Source organism: Brachyspira hampsonii, assembly GCF_002214805.1.
GTDB lineage: Bacteria > Spirochaetota > Brachyspiria > Brachyspirales > Brachyspiraceae > Brachyspira > Brachyspira hampsonii.
Genome location: NZ_CP019914.1, coordinates 2,265,919 through 2,286,736, shown reverse-complemented (window position 1 = coordinate 2,286,736; position 20,818 = coordinate 2,265,919). Strand labels below are relative to the sequence as shown.

The window sequence follows — 20,818 nt, the reverse complement described above, 5'->3', positions numbered from 1 at the left end:
ATTACCAGCCCAATTTTTTGGCATCTTGTTTTGCCTTATCCCCTGCAGATACATTTGTAACATTATAGCGGAGTTCTCTTTTATCAACTTTGCTTTTCATTATAAACTCTTTAGGATAAGGCATATTATTAACAGTTGTATAAGAACCCAATTCTACGCTGACAACATTATCCATAAAAGCAGTAGAAAAACTTCTTACCCTGTAAGTAGATGCTGAAAAAACTATAGTATCTACTCTATCATTATAGCCTATTTGCAATGTATGCCAATTCTCTCCCAAAGTTATATTGCTGCTTATTATTTTCTTAGACAAATCTATAAATTTATAATCAAGTATATCAGCATAAACTTTAGGGAAACGCATAATAGGTGCTTCCAATGCAAACTCATCAAAATTTCTCTTTAAAGGAGTTTCTGCTTCAGGCAAATCTAAAGTAAGACTATTATTATTAACTTTAGCATCAAATATAAGACTGCCTAAAAGTCCGTCAACAACATTCATATATTTATTATTGCTGTTCTTATAATAATTAACAAGCATAGGCATTTGATCTAAATCATCGCCGCTGTAAAAAGCTCCGCCTGATGAGTATATGCTTGTAAAAGGAGATTTTGAAAACCTATTAAAAGCCTCTTTCATAACTTCATTCTCATTTTGACTAAATGCAAAACTAGAAATTAATAGAAATATAATAAATATTATAGTATTATTCTTTATCATTATTTATAAACCTCTTAAAAATCAATATAGAATATAAAACCTATTTATTGTTTCTCTGTTAAACTTTCGATCCTATCTTTTATTCTATTTTCATCATAATCGAATTCTTTTTTATAGGAAGATATTGATTTTCTATAATATTTAAGTGCATTTTTATAATCATTTTTTGCATAGTAAGCATCAGCAATATGTGCATATATTTCAGCTTTGGAATCATCATCTGCATATAAAGCAGCTCTTAATAATGTTTTTAAAGCATTATCATAATCGCCTTTTTTATAATATGCAAAACCTAAAGTATCTATATAGTGAGGAGAATCAGGCTCTAATTTAACAGCATCTTTAGAAAGAAGTATAGCTTTATCCAAATCACTGCCTAATGAAACCAATGCCCAAGATAAACTGTTTATATTTTCTGCTGAATTTGTATCCTGAGAGTATTTATAATTAGCATATAATAATGCTGAATTGGTATTATCCAATGCTAATGATGTTACATAAGGAATATTTATTCTATAATCATTAGTATTTGACTTATTATTACTGAAATATTCAAAATCTTCATTTAAATATTTATTGGCATTAACTACATCATTATTTATCAATGAGGCATAAGCCTTCAAATAACTGTAGGAATATTTTTCTTTTTCATATTTTTCAATACTCTTTATAGCAAGTTCGCTTTCTCCTATATCGCTTGCTGTCAATACCAATGATACTAATTCATTTTCTTTTATATTATTATTATTCAACGATAAATATTTATTTAACATCTCTTTTGATAAATTGAAATCATTTTGATTTTTAAACTCTAAAGCTGCCTGTAAATATAAATTATTAAATTTTCCGCTATTATCATAGCTTATTAAATTATCTATATGTTTAGGCAAAGCATCTATATTTTTAATCATCAAATAAAATGATATTATATCCATTTCAGAATTCATTTTATTTTCTTTGCTTCCTATTTCATAAATCATTTTATAATATGCTTGTATAATGTCTAAATCAATTTCTCTTCTGTCTAAATCAGTTTCTATTATATTAAGAGCATTACTGTATCCAGAAGTCTTAGCTTCAGTAATGATAGACAATATTTTAGGAGTATTATGGCTTGAAGTGTCTATTTCATTAAATAATTTTTCATCATATTTGTCAGACATAAAACTTAAATATGCACTCAAAAATAAACCATCTTCTATACTAATACTATTAGAATAAGCCTCATTATATTTTTCTAAAGCCTGATAACTTTTTACTATACCATAAGAAGCAGTATATTTATCCGCCGGAGATAATTGAACATTTTCTAATTTTTTGAATCTATTTATGGCACTAGAAAATCTGCTTAAATAAAACTCACTCATACCATAATAAAAATTATAATAGTTTAAATAATTATTATTATTGCCTGATTTTTTAGTTTCATCTACTTTTGAAAAATAATATACCGCTTTATCTAGTTCTCTTTTTTGATAGTAAGTATAGCCTAATAATATTAAAACATCATTATTCGTATTATCTATCTCATAAGCTGTTTCCAAATAATATCTTGCCTTATCAATATTATTCATAATAAATATATTTCTTTCTGCCGCTTTAAACAATATATCAATATCTTCAGGAGAATCAAAAACTAATCCATCATAAATTTTTGAACTCTCATAATATTCACCCAAAGCCTCATGGGTTTCAGCCAATGTTATATATATCTCTTTATTTTGTACATATTTAATAACTTCCTGAAGTATTACTTTAGCACTTTCCAAATCCTTTATAGTTTGCTCATCTGCTTTTTTACTAGCCAATGCACGCTCTTTATAATATAAAGCTAAACTATACGCAGCTTTCGCTTCCTCTTCGCTTTTTATATATTTAGAATCTTTAAAAACATTTTCATCTTCTTTATTTGACTGAGAAAATAAATGAAATGCACTAAATATAAAAATAGATAATATAATACAGAATTTTCTAATAAGCATAATAATTACAACTCCGTGAATAATTTTAATATATATCAATACAAAAAACAAGACTTTAAATTTGAAATATAATACTTTATTTATTCATTATTATTTACTGTACTTTCAGATTCGCTTTGTACTGATTCTTTTGCGAATGCTTTTTCTAATAAATCTTCCAATCTCTTATTAGTATAAAAATCAGCTTTAACTTTTGCAGCTATTTCTAATGTATTTTTTCTAGGTATCTTCACTGTTTCACCCATAAATATATTATAATTGCTTTTCATAAGTTTTATAGTTTCATATCCCATTAATGTTGCTACCAAACAGAAATGTCTATAACCTATAGCTTTTTTTTCTATTGTCATAATATATTCTATAGAATTCCTAAACTCACTCATAGCAGATTCTATCATTTTTACTAAAATTTCCATAGATTTATCCATATAAGCTCCATCTTCAAAATAAGGAGCCGGATTCTCATTCTCAAATAAACTTAAAGGCCAAAAAACTCTTTTCTCTCCATAATCTAATTTGGCATCCTTAATAATATTAACTTTCTGTAAAAATCTTCCCAAACTCTTAGCTTTCTCTCTGTCTAATTCTAAATTATCCAATATCTTTGTAAGCTCGGTAAGATAAAGTCCTACAGTACCGGCAACATAATAACAATAATCATCTAAATCCTCAAATGTTGATATAACATGATCCTGATAATAAATCATACCATAGCCCATTTCTCTCAAATATGAAATAGACATATTTTTTATTTCTTGTTTAAAAGTAAAAAATGATTTAAGAACTACATCTATATTTTCTATTAAAACTTTATCGTTTTCATTTATAGAATGTTCTATAACTACATTTTTAAAATTTTCTAAATTATCAATATTTTCCGTTTTTAATATATTTATAAAAGCAGTTATTAATGTTTCTTTATCTTCAGCAGTATGACTAGAATCTTCAATAGTATCTATTATTCTGGCAAGTAAATATTGAACTTCAACCTTATTTTTTTTATTCTTATCCAAAAGCGGTATAGTCAAAGCAAAACTTCTTGAAACTAAATCTAGTAAATATTTCGTATTAATTTTTGTTGCCATATATTTTTTCCTGAATTTTTATTTTGTTTTTTTAAGTAAAGATACACAATGAACTGCTATGCCTTCTCCTCTGCCTATAGAATCCATTTTTTCATTAGTTTTAGCTTTTATTGAAACATTTTCTATATCAGTTTTTAGAATTTTGGATAGATTTTCTCTCATAGTGTCTATATATTTTCTTAATTTTGGTTTTTCTAATATAATTGTGATATCAGTATTTGATATTTCATAATTTTTTTCATGCATAATTGAAACTGTTTTTTCTAATAGAACTATAGAAGAAATATCTTTATATTGTTCATCATTATCAGGAAAATGACTTCCTATATCTCCCAATGCTAAAGCACCTAGTATAGAGTCTATTAAAGCATGAATAACTGCATCGGCATCTGAATGACCTTTTAATCCTAATTCATAAGGAATTTCTATACCTGACAATATCAATTTACGATTATCAGAAAATACATGTGAATCGTATCCATAGCCTATTCTCATTTACTAATATCCTTAATTATATATAAGTGTTTAAATTATACTAAAATAGATTAATTTGTCAAATTATTTTATATAGTATTATGATAGTACATATTCATTAAATAAATTTGAAATAAAAATAAAGTATTATTTGTATAATAAAATATATACTAAATTTATATACAAAATAAAAAAAACTAAAATTTACATATACTAGTTGAATGCATAAAAAAAATTTATATAATACTATACATAGAATAATAAAAAATATATAAAACAAAATGGAGAAAAAAATGAAAAAAATAGGTCTTTTACCTAGAATTATTATAGGTATAATTGTAGGTATATTAGTCGGTATGTTTCTTCCTGCTCCTATAGTTAGAATTTTCGTAACTATAAGTGCAATATTCAGTTTATTTTTAAACTTTATTATACCTTTGATGGTAGTAACATTTATAGGTTATGGTATTGCTAATTTAACAGAAGGAGCCCCTAAATTAATAGGTATTACAGTTATTATATCTTATGCTTCTACATTGATAGCAGGAAGCATAGCATTTTTTGTAGCTTCTAATCTTTTCCCTACACTTTTGGGTTCAGCAACTTTAAGCAATGTAAAATTAGAATCTGGTTTGGAAAGCTATTTTACTATACCTCTTAAACCATTATTTGATGTTACATCAGCTGTAATATTTGCTTTTATATTAGGTATAGGAATTACTTTATTAAGACCTAAAGGACAGGGGGCAGAATTATTTTCTATAGTAAAAGATTCTGAAGAGGTTATACAAACTATATTAAAAAATATCATTATTCCTATACTTCCTCTTCATATTTTGGGAACATTTGCTAATTTGGCTTATGCCGGAAGCATACAGCATATTATAGTAATATTTGCTAAAGTATTTGTTGTTGTTATTATTCTTCATTTGCTTTATATAACAGCTTTATTTATAATTTCTGGTGCTATAGGAAAGAAATCTCCTTTAATGCTTATAAAAAATCAAATACCGCCTTACTTTACAGCTATAGGTACTCAAAGCAGTGCTGCCACTATACCTGTTAGCTTAATAGCAGCTGAGAAAAACGGAGTATCAGAACAAATAAGAAAATTTGTAATACCTCTTTGTGCTACTATACACTTGGCAGGTTCTATGATTACATTAACTTGCTGTTCTACTGCTGTTATATTAATTTTAGGACAAAATCCTACATACAGTTCAATACTTCCTTTCATACTTATGTTAGGTATAGCTATGGTTGCAGCTCCTGGTGCTCCGGGAGGTGCTGTTATGAGTGCTTTGCCTTTCTTCTATATGATTGGAATAACAGGAGAAGAATTACAGGGGTTAATGATAGCATTATATTTAACTCAGGATTCATTCGGTACTGCTGCTAATGTATCTGGTGATAATGCTATAGCAGTATTTGTTGATTGGTTCTATCAAACTAGAATAAAAAAAGATGCAGCTTGATTTTATTTAATTATTTAAATTAGAATGAGAATATAAAAAAGACGGTTTCTTAAAGTTTTTAAAGTTTTAAGAAGTTGTCTTTTTTATTATAGGTTTTAACCACATATTCCCTTCTTTTTTACTTATAGATTAAATATTAATTTTGATTTTTTTGAAGATAAAACTAGAAATTGCCCTACCCTTTAAATGGTATGTATGTAATAAAGATTTTAAAATTCAATTACATTTGCCCACCCTTTATATTTTTTATCTCATATATCATTTTTATATTACTTTTATTTTTAAGCTTATACTGTTGTTACAGCTCCCACCCTACATTTTTTTTAATTTATTATACAATTACCGCACGCAGAATAAAATTAATAATATAAGCTAATTTTCAATAATAATTTTAATCATTTATAAGATTTAATTAATCGTGCGTTATATAGAATAATAAATATTTATATACAGCCAAATCTTTTTTGAATCTTTGAGTGAACGCACAAAAAGACAGATAAATAAAAACTGATAAAATATTCATTAAAAAAAGTTCATCAGCTAAATTTAATTATTTAATGCTTATTATTTTATTAATATTCATCTCTACAATAACAAGGCTTTGAAGCGTTTGCAAAATCTATAATAAAATCTACACATCATAAATATTTGTACAAATTTTATATTTAATAGCTAGATAGTGAAAATATAAAATATTAATAAATGAAATTGCATGAATTAAGAATAAGTTAATAAATTTTCATTAATTCTAAACCTTCAAGACCCTAGTCTTTTTTTGCAACTTTGACGAAGTCCACCTCGCTCTGCGTGCTGTAGGCAGGGGTGCGACGAAAAAAAAGTTGGTAATATATTCATTAAATAAAAACTTTGTCAAATATAAATTAAAAATCTAATGCAAATAAAAAAGCATGCATAAATTAATATGCATGCTCTTAATTCAAATTATATAATCTTTAATCTCTGCTTCTAAACTTAGCTAAAAGTTTTAATATTTCTAAATAAAGCCATACTAAAGTAACAAGAAGTCCGAAAGCAGCATACCACTCAAAATATTTAGGCATATTATACTCTTCACCTTTCTCCATAAAATCAAAATCCAAAAGAAGATTGAAAGAAGCAATAAGAACTATTACTATACTTATTCCAATACTTAAAGGACTTGAACCATACAAGAAAGGTATTCTAGCACCAAAGAAAGACATTATAAAATTAACTAAATATACAATACCTATACATAAAGTAGATACCATAATTACGCTTCTAAATTTTTCTGTTACTCTTATTATTCTAAATCTGTATAGAACTAACATTATAAATAAATCTAAGAATGTAAGAAACACAGCCTGAACAACTATACCATCATAGGCAGCATTAAATACATAAGAAACAGCCCCTATAGCAATACCTTCTAGTATAGCATAAAGTATAGAAAAAACTTTAGACAATTCTTTTTTGAAAGTCATTATCAAAGCTAAAACAAAAGCAGCTATAGACGAACCAAAAGCAGCAGGATAAATCATCTCTGGTCTTTTTGCCAAAACAAAGAATACACTTAGCATAGCCGAAAGCATTAATACTAATGTTAGTATTATTGACTTGTTTATTGCCCCATTAAGAGTCATTGTATTTTCATTTTCATAACTTGATGCATAATTAAATGCCTTATCTGATAATACTGGATTTGCCATTATTTTTAAACCTCCAAAATTATTTTTATTTAAGTTACTATTATATAATAAGTTTAATAAAATACTAGTATAAAGTCTAACTTATTATTTTAAATAAAGTAATATTTTTTATATTTTTATGATAAAACTATAAATATAATTCTTATAAGAAAAATTAAATTTATTCATCTTCCTCATATTTTACTATTTTCTTTATAAGAATTGCAGCAATTAAAGTTAAAACAAGTAATATAAGTTTATTAAAAATTACTGATATTAGATGAATGATTATAAATGCTATTAAAAAAGATACAGCATATTTTGAAAAAGTATTTGGAAGATAAGAAGCATTTTCTAATTTAAGATTATAAATAACTAAAGTAAGCGGTATAACAATTATAATACTAAATATAGAACCAGAAATAACCATAATCTTTTTCTTTTCTTTCTCCATTATTCAGAAACCTCCAAAATGATTTTTATTATATAATAAATAAAAATAGCTATATAATGTATATACAACTGATTATTTTAAATAAAGTAATATTTTCAATATATCATAAATATAATCTCTATAAATTAGTATGCATTTATAATAAAATAGTTTTATACTAATCTTTCATTCTTCTCTTAATTATCTTAATTATAATAGCACATAGAAATATAGCAGCAATAAAAGGAATAGCAAAAATAAAAGAGACGCTAGGAGGAGCGGAAGCCCCGTCAAATTTAACCGCATAGAACATATAACCATAATTGAAAGCAACTACAGTAACCATCATATAAGAAAATAAGTAAGCTATAATTTTAATAGTTTTTATAATTCTTTCTTTATTACTCATAATAAACTCATACAATGAATAAAATAAAAAAAATCCCAACAGAAAAAAATCTATTGGGATAAATATATAATATATACCCGGCAACGTTCTACTCTCCCGTAAAGCTACCCTTACAGTACCATTGACGATGAAAGGCTTAACTGCCGTGTTCGGAATGGGAACGGGTGTATCACTTTCTCTATGGTCACCGAAATAATATTAGCAAATTAAAAGAACAAAATTTTAAGTATCTTTGTCAGATATATAAGAGCGTAGATGTCTCATTCTAACTCATTATGATTTCTTTTTAGTTATAAGAAGAAAACGATAATATGGTCAAGTCATTGGTCTGATTAGTGCTGCTCAGCTGAACAGGTATTTCTTCCCTGCTTACACTTGCAGTCTATCAACGTCGTAGTCTCCAACGAAACTCATAGGGAAAGTTAATCTTGAAGGAGGCTTCCCACTTAGATGCTTTCAGCGGTTATCCCGTCCGCACATAGCTACTCTGCGATGCTCTTGGCAGAACAACAGATACACCAGCGGTGCGTTCATTCCGGTCCTCTCGTACTAAGAATGACTCTTCTCAACTTTCCAACGCCCACAACGGATAGGGACCAAACTGTCTCACGACGTTCTGAACCCAGCTCGCGTACCGCTTTAATTGGCGAACAGCCAAACCCTTGGGACCTGCTCCAGCCCCAGGATGCGATGAGCCGACATCGAGGTGCCAAACCTCCCCGTCGATATGAACTCTTGGGGGAGATAAGCCTGTTATCCCCGGAGTACCTTTTGTCCGTTTAGCGATGGCCCTTCCACTCGGGACCACCGGATCACTAAGACCTACTTTCGTACCTGCTCGAGATGTCTCTCTCGCAGTCAAGCCACCTTATGCCTTTATACTCTACTACCGATTTCTATTCGGTTTGAGGTGACCTTTGCACGCCTCCGTTACTCTTTAGGAGGCGACCGCCCCAGTCAAACTACCCGCCTGACAATGTCCGACTGCCGGATAACGGCTAATCGTTAGAATCCCATTTTGCGAAGGATGGTATTTCAACGATGGCTCCATGAAAGCTAGCGCTCCCACTTCAAAGCCTCCCATCTATCCTACACATCACAAAACAAAACTCAATGTCAAGTTATAGTAAAGGTTCACGGGGTCTTTCCGTCCTGTTGCGGGTAATCAGCATCTTCACTGATAATTCAATTTCACCGAGTTCTTCCCCGAGACAGTGCCCGGATCGTTACACCATTCGTGCAGGTCGGAACTTACCCGACAAGGAATTTCGCTACCTTAGGACCGTCATAGTTACGGCCGCCGTTTACTGGGGCTTCAATTCGAAGCTTCGCTTACGCTAACCTCTCCTTTTAACCTTCCAGCACTGGGCAGGTGTCAATCCCTATACATCCATTTACATGTTTGCAGAGATCTGTGTTTTTGTTAAACAGTCGGCCAGGCCTTTTCACTGCGACTCTCCTCTCAATATTGCTACCAAGATTCAAGCGTCTCTTTTTCCGAAGTTACAAGACTAATTTGCAGAGTTCCTTAGGGAAGATTATCTCGAGCGCCTTAGAATACTCATCTCACCCACCTGTGTCGGTTTGCGGTACGATTATGACATGCCTAACCTTAGAAATTATTTCTCGACAGCCTAGCTCACGCAACTTCCTGAACCCGAAAGCCCAGTCACTATCCAGCCTCAACCTTAAAGCAACAAGCATTTTACTCATCACAAGTCTAAACTGTTTGACGTTATCTACCAATCTAACGCGTACGCAAACAATCTGTGTCATTCCATCGAAACATATCATAGTACAGGAATATTTACCTGTTTCCCATCGACTACGCTTTTCAGCCTCATCTTAGGGGTCGACTAACCCTAGGCAGATTAGCTTTACCTAGGAAACCTTGGGTTTGCGGCGAACGGGTTTCTCACCCGTTTTCTCGTTACTCATGCCTGCATCCTCACTTCTTATACCTCCAGCCCACCTCACGGTAAACCTTCGACGGCTTAAAGAACGCTCTCCTACCAATTATAGATTAATTCTATAATTCCCTAGCTTCGGTACTATGTTTGAGCCCCGTTACATTTTCGGCGCAAGAACACTCGACCAGTGAGCTGTTACGCACTCTTTAAAGGAATGGCTGCTTCTAAGCCAACCTCCTGGCTGTTTAAGTATTCTCACATCCTTTCCCACTTAACATAGATTTTGGGACCTTAGCTGAGGATCTGGGCTGTTTCCCTTTTGACAATGACGCTTATCCGCCGCTGTCTAACTGCCATGTTCTTAACTTACGGTATTCGGAGTTTAGTTGGGTTTGGTACTCGGTTAGGAGCCCTAGTCCATTTAGTGCTCTACCCCCGCAAGTAAACACATAACGCTGCCCCTAAAGACATTTCGGAGAGAACCAGCTATCTCCAAGTTTGATTAGCCTTTCACTCCTACCCACAAGTCATCCAAAGCCTTTTCACGGCCACTGGTTCGCACCTCCATTCGATGTTACTCGAGTTTCGCACTGCTCATAGGTAGATCACTTGGCTTCGGGTCGTATAGCATGCAACTAATTTCGCCCTATTAAGGCTCGCTTTCACTACGACTACAAGGCTATTACCTCTTAATCTTGCTACATACTATAAGTCGCAGGCTCATTCTACAAAAGGCACGCCATCAGGCCTTCTACTATTGCTAGTAGGGTCCCCTCTGACTACTTGTAAGCTTAAGGTTTCAGGTTCTATTTAATAACCCTCAACGGGAGACTTTTCACCTTTCCCTCACGGTACTCTACACTATTGGTCACTGGTTAGTATTTTGCCTTGGATAGTGGTCTACCCAGATTCAAACAGGGTTTCACGTGCCCCGCCCTACTTAGGAACGATAAAACCTTGTCTATATGATTTCATGTACGGGACTATCACCCACTATGGTCTGCTTTTCCAAAACAGTTCCATTATCATATAAAGCAAAGTCGATGCATGTAAGTACATCACTTACCGCCCTACAACACCATAATAACAACGTCTTACAACTTGACATTATTAAGGTTTAGGCTCTTCCCCTTTCGCTCGCCACTACTTAGGGAATCTCAATTTTGATTACTTTTCCTCCAGGTACTTAGATGTTTCAGTTCCCTGGGTGTCGCTTCATACACCTATGGATTCAGTGCATGATATAGAAGGTTTACTTCTATAGGTTTTCCCATTCGGTGATCTACGGATCATAGAATATTTGCTTCTCCCCGTAGCTTATCGCAGCTTGTCACGACCTTCATCGCCTTCCAGTGCCTAGGCATCCACCTTAAGCTCTTACTTACTTGACCATATTATCCTTTTCTTCTTTATTATTGCTAATACAAAAGTAAAGCTAATATATCAAATTGAATGAGACTTTTAGCTAATTAAAGCTGTTTCTTATCTAATTCTTTAGTAACGCTCCGCTTAATTGTTTCTACTCTAAGACACACAATCTAATTGTGTTTTCTTTATCTAGTGAAGATTTTTATAATCGCTGATTTCCGTTTTTGTTGGAAAAAACTTTCTAAAAATCTACGCTCTCATATATCTGTCAAAGAACTTTAAGTTTTTTACTTTCAGTTGGTGTTTCGTTTCTTTCGTTTTGTTTTTTGTTTCTCATCAACTGTTTTATTATTATAGCATACGATTAAAAAAACGCAATACTATAAAAGCCCTATTTTAGCCTGAATAGCGTACATAAACCAAAATACATAACAAATATAATACATTTTATACAAAATTAAGCCTCTCGAAAATAAAAACTTATAAAACCATTTTTTGATATGCTGATTTTGAGACAAATTCATAAATTTATTTGAATTTTTCAATGAAATTTGGAATTTATTTATTAAAAACACAAAAAACTAGCATATTTTATAAAAATAATATATAATTTTTTCAATAACTATAATAAACATTTGAAAAGAGAGTTATCAATTATGAGTGTAAACATTGAAGAAAATGGAAATTTAAAATTAAGCCCCGGAAGTATTGTTTTTTATGAAGGAGAAAATGTAAAAAACATATCAATAGTAACAAAAGGAGAAATAGATGTTTATATTTCTTCAAAAGAGATACTAGGTATAGAAGATGAAAATGAAGTTATGAGATACAGCTGCAGATTATTTTCAATACCCAAAAATATTATGATTGGTATAGGAAGCTACAAATCCAATTCTAAATATATGTTTTCTTTTAAAGCTAAAAATGATACTGAAATATATGCTGTGAAAACACCAAATCAGGAATATGTGAAAAGTTTTTTCAAAGTTAATAAATCATATCTTACAAGCATGTATCATTCTATAGCCTATCTTATATTAAAATCTTATGAAGAATATATTAAAATAAAAAAAATAAATTCTGATATAAAAATGATATCTTCAAATCTTGCTGTTATATATTTTAATTTGCAGCAAAATAAATCAAAAAATATTAAATCAGAAATTTTTAAAAGTTATAAAGAAATTTATGATGATTCCATAAACTCTGGTTTTAATTTCCCTGTTTCTTTTGATGTAGATTTCATAAGAGCAGATCATTCTGAAATATATATGCATAATAAAAATCAGTTAATAGAAAATACAGAAAAATTAGAATTTGAAATTGATTATGCAAGAAGATTTTTAACTATGCCTAAAGAAATTAAAAATCAGTTCTTTACTTATGATGAAAATATGAGTTTAGATGCTTCTCATATGCTTTATGAAAACTTGAAAAAAATATCATCGCTATTAAAAAATGAAATAGTTGAAGCTATAGAAAACATACTATTTTTATCTTCTAATGAAGAAGAATCTTTATTTGGTGAGTATACTAAAACAGCTCTTGATTTAGATAAGCAGGGAAAAGATAATGAAGTATGGGTTAAATATATAGTATTTATGTCAAATATTATAAAAGACATTTATAATAAAATAAAAACTGAATATGATTATGATCTTCACATAGATACTGAAGAAATAGATTCCATAATAAAAAGAATATCATCAAATTCTATAATGCCTTCTGGAGAAAATATGTCTATGGGTAATGAAATTGATAGTATTAAAGTTACTATCGGATTTGAAGAATTACCAGAAGAAGTAAAAAATCCTACTAAAAAATTAATAGAAATGTCTGGAATTGATGAATCTAAAGCTAAAAATTTCATGAAATCTTTGCAGGCATTTAGAAAATTGAGAGATAAATTCAGCACAGATGATGATGTGAGAAAAATAAGAAGAGGAGTTTCAAGCGTATTCTTTGAAATATATAAAGAAATTGCTAAAAGAGCAATAATAAACGGAGAAAACAATAAACTTGTAAAAATGTTTTTAAACTTCGGATATATGGACGATCAGCTGCTTACTCCTAATCAAATAATGGATATTTATGAAATAAAAGATAAGAGCAAAACTAAGAGAATCAATGTATTTTACATAGATGAATGGCTTCAAAAAATTTATGATAAAGAAGAGCCGCCTTCTGTTAATGGATTCGGTCAGGATTATAGAGAGGCTTTAAGAGAATTAAAAAAACGCGGTACTATAAATGATAAGGAATTAGAAGATCATTGGGAAAGTTCTTCTAAAAGACTTGAATATGAAGTTGATAATATGATTGAAACTACTCATAGATTATGTTACGGACAAGTAAGCGTATACTTCCCTATTTTACATAAGGATATGATTACAAAAGATTTTGAAAGAGCATTAATCAGAAGAGATGTTATGGAAAAATCTATTAAGGATATAACCGATATAGATTTCTCAGCATTCTACAGGGAGGTATTATATAAAAACAAAGAATTAAATATAGAAAAAGAATTAGTTATGCAAGAGGTATTGCCTAATATAATACTTATGCCTACATTTGGTTCAAGAGCTATAATGTGGGAAGAACTTTCAAGCAGACAAAAAAATAGTACAGGAAGATTTTTATTCCCAATATTTACTTCTGAAGAAATAGATTCTTTATTAATACCTACTATTGGAGCATTCAGGTGGGAATTATGTAAAACTATGCTTGGACCTGCTTGGAATGATATTACTCAAATGTCTATTACTTCTGAGTACAGTGATTATGTTCAGTTCTATAAGAAAAACAGAGGGCTTTCAGATGAAGCTAAAGAAAAATTAAAAATTCAAATTAAAAAATGCAGAAACAATCTTAGAGAGGTATTCGTAACTGATTATAATTTATGGATAAGGTATGAAAGTAAAGGTATTATGAGACTTAACAGAGTTGCAAGAGGAATATTATACAGACAGGTGCCTTTTGCTAAGAGCATAAGAACAGAACTTGAAAAACAGCCTATGTATACCGAAATAGCTAACAGATTTAAAAACATAAGAAACAAAAAAGCTACTGAATTAGAAAATAGATACTTCAAATTCACAAAATCAGGAAATCCTCTTCCTCCTGAATTGCAGCATCATATAGATTTCTATAAAAATATGTAAAAATCATGCTATAAAAAATTATAAACCCTGATATTCTTAATAGAGTTTCAGGGTTTTATTTTTGATAAAAATTATATTTTAATATGCCTTATTTTCATTTTTAATAACTTAAATTAAATACTTCTATGTACTATTGCAATTTATATATATCATCAAAGATTTATTAATTCTCATAAATTATTATTTGTTATATGCTTTTTATATAATCAATAATACCCATTAACAAAATTACATATTATAATTAATTTTGATAAAACATATTTTTATACTGCTGACAAAAAACTATATTTATAAAAATTAATAATCTTAAAGTTATTATATATGCATAATATAAGCAATAATCAATGATTACATAATATTTATAAAAAATATTATTTCAAGCAAATAAGTTTTTTTTCGATATTTAACATAAGCATAGCTATTTAATTTTATAACTATACTTGCAAAAAAAGTCATAAATTGTTAAAATGCTTTCAAGCAATTAGTATTGAAAGAGTATTATATGAGACTTGACTATATAAGACCATTTACCGATGCGTCAAATGAAATATTGCAAAATTATATTAAAGACGGAATAAAAATCGGAGATATAACTTTAAAAGGCGATTTTGTAAATGCTTCAGGTATTATAGCCATAGTAGCATTATCAAAAGATATAGTAGGTCATTTTATAATAGATATGGATATAGAAACCGCTAAAAAAATAGTTGCTATAATGAATGACAGAGAAATAAAAGATATTGATAAGCTATCATTATCTACTATACAGGAACTTGTTAATTTAATAGCGGGGCTTTCTGTAACAAAATTAGAAACAGACGGATATGATGTAGATATATCTCCGCCTGTCATTATGAAAAGCAAAAATTTAGAAGTTTCGATAAGTGATTCGGAATTTCTGCATATAAAACTAGATACCTCTATTGGCGATTTTAATATATTAGTTGCCGTAGAATCAGAAAAGGAGTAAAGAAATATGTCTGACATTAATACAAAAGAAGCTGATGGTATAAATGAATTCGGTAAACCATTCAAAGTTTTAATCGTAGATGACTCTGCATTTGTTGTTAAACAATTACAGCAAATCTTTGTATCTGAACAATATAATGTAGTGGGTACTGCAGAAAATGGAGAAGAAGGCGTACTTATGTATAAAGAATACAAGCCAGACTTAGTAACTATGGATATTACAATGCCTAAAATGGATGGTATTACTGCATTGACTAAAATAATAGAGTATGATAAAAATGCTAAAGTTGTTATGGTTAGTGCTTTAGGTAAAGAGGATATGGTAAAAAAAGCACTCTTAGCCGGTGCTAAAAACTATATAACTAAACCTTTAGACAGAAAAAAAGTTCTTGAGCGTATAAAAATGGTTCTTGCAAAAAAACAATAATAATTTATTACCTATTACTTGGAATAACTTGTTTTGAATGAGATAAAATTAACCGAAACACAATTTAATCTGTTTAAAGATTTTGTATATAGAGAAAGCGGTATATGTTTTAATGTTATCAATAAAATCATTTTAGAATCAAGAATAGCTTCTTCTATGAAAGAAAAAAATTTGGAAGTAGTAGAAGATTATTATAAACTTATTTCTTCTGATAAAGAAGAATTAAAAAAATTTTTAGATAACATTACTACAAATCTTACTAAATTTTTTAGGAATGAGCCGAACTTTAAACTGCTGAAAAATTATGTTCTGCCGCAAATAATGAAATATAAAAAAACAGGAGAACAAATAAGAATTTGGAGTGCAGGCTGTTCTACCGGCGAAGAACCCTACTCCATAGCAATAACTTGTTTGGAAACACCGGGTATAAGAGCACAGGATATAAAAATATTTGCAAGCGATCTTTCCCTTAATTCTTTGGTGGCTGCCAAAGAAGGAAGATATGAGGAACATAAGGTTGAAAATGTTCCAAAAGAGTATTTAAATAAATATTTTGATAAATTATCTTCCGGAGAATACTCAATCAAAAATGATATAAAAAAATTAATAACTTTTGATTATCATAATTTGAGACATAGAGGAAGCCAAGCAAATATGGATGTTATTTTTTGCAGGAATGTTCTTATATATTTTGATAACGAATCTGTTAAGCTTACAGTTAATAGATTTTATGATATACTAAATGAGCATGGATTTTTATTCATAGGACATAGTGAATCATTATTTGGATTAGATACAAAATTTAAATTTAATAATATAGACAATTCCATAGTATATACTAAAAATTAGGAGTTTTATTAATGTTTTCAAGAAGAAATGATAATACAGAATCTAATTCTATTATAGGCGAAGGTTCATACTTCAAAGGAGAATTTACATTAAACGGAACTTTGAGAGTTGACGGATGTTATGAAGGCGAAAAATTAGAAGTTGATAATGTTTTTGTAGGAGCTACAGGAAAAGTAAAATCAAATATAAAAACTGTCTCAGCTGTTATAGAAGGAATAATTATTGGGAATATAGAGGCTAAAAACAGAGTAATGCTTATGCCTACAAGCAGAGTACTTGGTGAAATAAGAACTCCTGAACTTATAATACAAAACGGAGTTATATTGGAAGGATTATGTATAGTGTCGCAGGATCCTCTTACTAATCCTAAAGAAACCATTTTAGAATTATATAATAATGGTAATACAGATAATCAAAATTAATTTACGGATTACATTAAATAATAATGCCTTACCTATATAATGTTGAAAAAAAGATTAGCATACATATTGTTGTAATAACCTTAATTACTGCTGTAACTGTAATAGCGGCTGCATATTTATTTACTTCCAACTATATAGAAAAAAAAAGATTGAAATCTATATATAACTATATGGAATCAGAAGATTATAACAATGCTTCATTTTTATTTAATGACCTATACAGTAAAAGACCTTTAAATAAAAATATACTGATAACAGGAATAGATTTATATTATGATATTCTTATAAGGTCTGATAAAAAAGAAATAATTACAAGTGCAAGTGAAAATATTATCAGATATGCTAATCAATTATTACTATCTTTCAAATTCATAAAAAATAAAAATATCATACATCAAAGATTGGCATACAGCTATCAAAGACTAGGACATGCTTATTATATTGATTCATACAATTCATATATAGAAGCAATAAATGAAGGCGATAACCGAACTTCAACGGCAATAGAATTATCTAAAATTTGTTATGAGATAGGGTTATTTAAAGATGCTGTAAAATATTTAGAAGATGCTATTGATAGAGAATTAGAAGAAAATAGCGATAAATTTATGAATATGGAATTATATTATGAACTTGCCAATGCTTATGAGGGTGATAAAGATTATACCAAAGCTATACAAATATTATCATCTATGGACGGTAAATTTAATAATAATACTATGCTTGAATCCAAAACCTATTTTAAATTAGGGAATTTATATTACAGGCAAGGATTATATAAAGAAAGCGAATTTTTTTACAAAAAGGCATTAGAGATAGATGAAAAAAATCCTGATTTATATTATAGTATAGGTAAATTATATTTAGAAACTAAAAAAAGAAATGAAGCTGTAAAAATGTTTAGGGAAGCTCTAAAAATAGATAATTCGTATAAGCCCGCTAGGGATACTTTAAGGAGATTGTAATAAATGTTTAACTGGTTATATAATATGTTCTCAAGTGATATGGGAATAGATTTAGGTACTGCTAACACTTTAGTATATGTAAAGGGAGAAGGTATTGTTTTGGCTGAGCCTTCAGTTGTGGCTATAGAAAAGAGTACAGGAAATGTAATAGCGGTTGGAAACGAGGCTAAGCAAATGTTAGGAAAAGTACCTAATTCAATAGCGGCAATAAGACCTATGAGAGACGGAGTTATTGCTGATTTTGAAACTGTTGAAAAGATGATAAGATACTTTATTAATAAAGTGCATAATAAAAGGACTTTAGTAAAACCTAGAATAGCTATTGGTATACCTACAGGAATTACTGAAGTAGAAAGAAGAGCTGTTAGAGAAAGCTGCGAACAGGCAGGTGCTAGAACTATATTCTTAATAGAACAGGCAAGAGCTGCTGCTATAGGAGCTGATATGCCTATAAATGAGCCTCATGGAAATATGATTATAGAGATAGGCGGGGGTACTACTGAAGTTGCTGTACTTTCACTTGGAAGTATGGTAAGAAGTGCTTCTATAAGGGTTGGAGGCGATGAACTTGATGATGCTATTATTAAATACATGCAAAGAACTCATAACCTCTATATAGGTGAAAAAACTGCTGAAGAGATAAAAATCAATATAGGGCATGCTTATAAAGGCGACATATCAAAAACTATGGACATAAGAGGAAGAGATTCTGTATCAGGACTTCCTAAAACTCTTACAATAAATAGTGCTGAAATTAAAGATGCTATAGCTGACATATTAATAGAAATTTTAGAAGCTGTAAAATCTGTACTTAATCAGACACCGCCTGAGATTTCTGCTGATATCGTAGAGAGAGGCATTGTCATGAGCGGAGGTACTTCCCTACTCCCGGGATTCACTGATTTAATATCTATGGAAACAGGGGTGCCTGTAATTCTTGCTGAAAGTCCGCTTACATGCGTTGCTATAGGATGCGGAAAGTTTATCGAAGAAACTAAAAATTTAAAGAATTATAGACGATACTCTTAATCGGAAAAATTATAAAACTTTAATTAATATAGCCGATATTCATAGACGTGAAACTTTTTATAAAACATAAACTACTTACACTTTATATTCTGCTCAATCTTGTAGCAGGAATGTTTATGGTGTTGAATAGAAGCAATTTTGTATTTAATCTGCAGTCTATTTATGCACTTGGGGTATATCCTATTCAAAGTGCAACTAAAAGCGTATCAAGAGCTTTTGTATATCTTTATACCAGCATAACAGATATATTCACTCTTCAAAGTCAAGTGCAGGTATTAAGAGACAGAATAGCAGAATTAAGCGGAGCTGCTTTAGAATATGAACAGTTAAGTGCTGAAAATGACAGACTTAGAGCATTATTAAATGAAGCTCCTACAGATGAATACCCATTGGAATATGCTGAAATAGTTTCTAAAGACCCTCAGAACTTCTATACTACTATTGTTATAAATAAAGGCAGTGCACATGGAATAGTTGTAGGAATGCCTGTTATATCATATCAAAACGGATATAAAGGATTGGTTGGAAAGGTTGTTGAGGTAAGAAGATATAACAGCAGAATATTATCTTTAGTTGATCAAAGATCTCAAATATCTGTAATGCTTGAAAGTTCAAGAACTACAGGAATAATGGTAGGACAAAGCCCTAAATCCACTCAAACACATTTGCAGTATATAGATTTACAAATGGATGTTGAAGAAGGTGAAAGAGTTGTTACAAGCGGTATGGGCGGAGTATTTCCTAAAGGTATATTAGTAGGAACAATATTCAAAGTTGAAAAGAAAAATTACGGACTTTTCCATGATCTATATGTAGAGCCTACTGTTAATTTCTCTACTTTGGAAAATGTTTATGTTATAAAAAAAGTTCCGGACCAAGAAATAATTATGCTTGCTAATGAAGAAGATAATGCAGAAAACGGAGATGCTAAATGAAAAGAATAGTAACAGTAATCATTACAACTCTGATTTTGCTTCTTATACAGTCATCTCCGGCTTATGATTTAATAAGAGTGGCATTAGGTGCTAAACCTGATTTACTTTTAATTTTTTTAGTATTCATAGCATTTAGATATGGTTCATTTGACGGAATAATATATGGTTTTATCATAGGGCTTTTGCAGGATATTGTTTCAAGCGGTACTTTCGGTTCTTATGCTATAATATTTTTAAACATAGGTTTCTTTGTTGGTTTCTTCAATACAAGAATATTCATCAAACAAATTGCTGCAGGAATATTTGTAACTTTAATTGGATATTTAATAAAAATTATAGCATTATTTTTGGTAACTTCTATATATTCAGATCTTTCAAATGTTGCTGTATTAATAAGATCTGAATTACTTGTGGGTCTTCCTCTTACAGTAATATTATCTTCACCTGCATTTATCTTATTTGAAAAACTTGCTCCTTTAATTTATGATAAGCAGAAAATACATGTAGATGACAGCACTAAGGAATATACTGAATAAA

The 20,818-nt window shown here is 29.8% G+C and carries 17 protein-coding genes and 2 rRNA genes; 10 read left to right on the top strand and 9 right to left on the bottom strand.

Annotation, left to right across the window (positions count from 1 at the left end; translation table 11 throughout):
- Position 1: 1 nt before the first annotated feature.
- The 4 genes from BHAMNSH16_RS10020 to ispF all read right to left on the bottom strand — a co-directional run bounded on the left by BHAMNSH16_RS10020 (position 2) and on the right by ispF (position 4,283).
- A complete protein-coding gene (locus BHAMNSH16_RS10020; RefSeq protein WP_008728739.1) occupies positions 2 to 721 on the bottom strand; it encodes a hypothetical protein in 720 nt (239 codons plus the stop codon).
- Between the two features lie 44 nt (positions 722 to 765).
- A complete protein-coding gene (locus tag BHAMNSH16_RS10015; RefSeq protein ID WP_008728738.1) occupies positions 766 to 2,703 on the bottom strand; it encodes a tetratricopeptide repeat protein in 1,938 nt (645 codons plus the stop codon).
- Between the two features lie 80 nt (positions 2,704 to 2,783).
- Positions 2,784 to 3,788 (bottom strand): squalene/phytoene synthase family protein, encoded by a 1,005-nt coding sequence (locus BHAMNSH16_RS10010; protein ID WP_069731439.1) that lies wholly within the window; start codon positions 3,786 to 3,788, stop codon positions 2,784 to 2,786.
- An 18-nt stretch (positions 3,789 to 3,806) separates the two neighbouring features.
- Positions 3,807 to 4,283: a 2-C-methyl-D-erythritol 2,4-cyclodiphosphate synthase gene (ispF, locus tag BHAMNSH16_RS10005; protein WP_069731438.1), complete on the bottom strand. Its 477-nt coding sequence runs from the start codon at positions 4,281 to 4,283 to the stop codon at positions 3,807 to 3,809.
- Positions 4,284 to 4,555: 272 nt separating this feature from the next.
- On the opposite strand from ispF, the gene BHAMNSH16_RS10000 reads away from it, so the two are divergent.
- Positions 4,556 to 5,737, top strand: coding sequence for a cation:dicarboxylate symporter family transporter (locus tag BHAMNSH16_RS10000; protein ID WP_008728732.1), 1,182 nt, complete (start codon positions 4,556 to 4,558; stop codon positions 5,735 to 5,737).
- Positions 5,738 to 6,690: 953 nt separating this feature from the next.
- Here the strand turns inward: BHAMNSH16_RS10000 and BHAMNSH16_RS09995 are convergent.
- The 5 genes from BHAMNSH16_RS09995 to BHAMNSH16_RS09975 all read right to left on the bottom strand — a co-directional run bounded on the left by BHAMNSH16_RS09995 (position 6,691) and on the right by BHAMNSH16_RS09975 (position 11,547).
- Complete coding sequence (locus BHAMNSH16_RS09995) at positions 6,691 to 7,425, bottom strand: Bax inhibitor-1/YccA family protein (protein WP_008728731.1); 735 nt, start codon at positions 7,423 to 7,425, stop codon at positions 6,691 to 6,693.
- A 160-nt stretch (positions 7,426 to 7,585) separates the two neighbouring features.
- Positions 7,586 to 7,858: a hypothetical protein gene (locus BHAMNSH16_RS09990; protein ID WP_069731437.1), complete on the bottom strand. Its 273-nt coding sequence runs from the start codon at positions 7,856 to 7,858 to the stop codon at positions 7,586 to 7,588.
- Between the two features lie 157 nt (positions 7,859 to 8,015).
- Positions 8,016 to 8,246, bottom strand: a complete 231-nt coding sequence (locus tag BHAMNSH16_RS09985; protein WP_008728729.1) for a hypothetical protein — start codon at positions 8,244 to 8,246, stop codon at positions 8,016 to 8,018.
- Positions 8,247 to 8,321: 75 nt separating this feature from the next.
- Positions 8,322 to 8,438 (bottom strand): 5S ribosomal RNA (rrf, locus tag BHAMNSH16_RS09980).
- Between the two features lie 119 nt (positions 8,439 to 8,557).
- A 23S ribosomal RNA gene (locus BHAMNSH16_RS09975) occupies positions 8,558 to 11,547 on the bottom strand.
- Between the two features lie 633 nt (positions 11,548 to 12,180).
- Between BHAMNSH16_RS09975 and BHAMNSH16_RS09970 the strand changes: the two genes are divergently transcribed.
- The 9 genes from BHAMNSH16_RS09970 (at position 12,181) to mreD (ending at position 20,817) form a co-directional block, all read left to right on the top strand.
- Entirely contained in the window at positions 12,181 to 14,685 is a 2,505-nt protein-coding gene (locus tag BHAMNSH16_RS09970; protein WP_069731436.1) for a cyclic nucleotide-binding protein, read from the top strand.
- A gap of 502 nt (positions 14,686 to 15,187) precedes the next feature.
- Complete coding sequence (locus tag BHAMNSH16_RS09965; RefSeq protein WP_008726742.1) at positions 15,188 to 15,655, top strand: chemotaxis protein CheX; 468 nt, start codon at positions 15,188 to 15,190, stop codon at positions 15,653 to 15,655.
- A gap of 6 nt (positions 15,656 to 15,661) precedes the next feature.
- The gene (locus tag BHAMNSH16_RS09960) at positions 15,662 to 16,081 is read left to right on the top strand and encodes a response regulator (RefSeq protein ID WP_008722546.1); all 420 of its coding nucleotides are present in this window, start codon (positions 15,662 to 15,664) and stop codon (positions 16,079 to 16,081) included.
- A 33-nt stretch (positions 16,082 to 16,114) separates the two neighbouring features.
- Positions 16,115 to 16,930, top strand: a complete 816-nt coding sequence (locus BHAMNSH16_RS09955) for a CheR family methyltransferase (protein ID WP_008726741.1) — start codon at positions 16,115 to 16,117, stop codon at positions 16,928 to 16,930.
- Positions 16,931 to 16,941: 11 nt separating this feature from the next.
- The gene (locus BHAMNSH16_RS09950) at positions 16,942 to 17,352 is read left to right on the top strand and encodes a bactofilin family protein (protein ID WP_008726740.1); all 411 of its coding nucleotides are present in this window, start codon (positions 16,942 to 16,944) and stop codon (positions 17,350 to 17,352) included.
- Between the two features lie 23 nt (positions 17,353 to 17,375).
- Positions 17,376 to 18,317, top strand: coding sequence for a tetratricopeptide repeat protein (locus tag BHAMNSH16_RS09945; protein WP_008726739.1), 942 nt, complete (start codon positions 17,376 to 17,378; stop codon positions 18,315 to 18,317).
- Between the two features lie 3 nt (positions 18,318 to 18,320).
- Positions 18,321 to 19,346, top strand: a complete 1,026-nt coding sequence (locus BHAMNSH16_RS09940; protein WP_008726738.1) for a rod shape-determining protein — start codon at positions 18,321 to 18,323, stop codon at positions 19,344 to 19,346.
- Positions 19,347 to 19,462: 116 nt separating this feature from the next.
- Positions 19,463 to 20,281 carry a rod shape-determining protein MreC gene (gene mreC, locus BHAMNSH16_RS09935; protein WP_008726737.1) on the top strand — a complete coding sequence of 273 codons (819 nt, stop codon included), beginning with the start codon at positions 19,463 to 19,465 and terminating at the stop codon, positions 20,279 to 20,281.
- Positions 20,278 to 20,817 carry a rod shape-determining protein MreD gene (gene mreD, locus BHAMNSH16_RS09930; protein WP_069731435.1) on the top strand — a complete coding sequence of 180 codons (540 nt, stop codon included), beginning with the start codon at positions 20,278 to 20,280 and terminating at the stop codon, positions 20,815 to 20,817. Before mreC ends, mreD begins: the two co-directional genes overlap by 4 nt.
- Position 20,818: the final 1 nt, after the last annotated feature.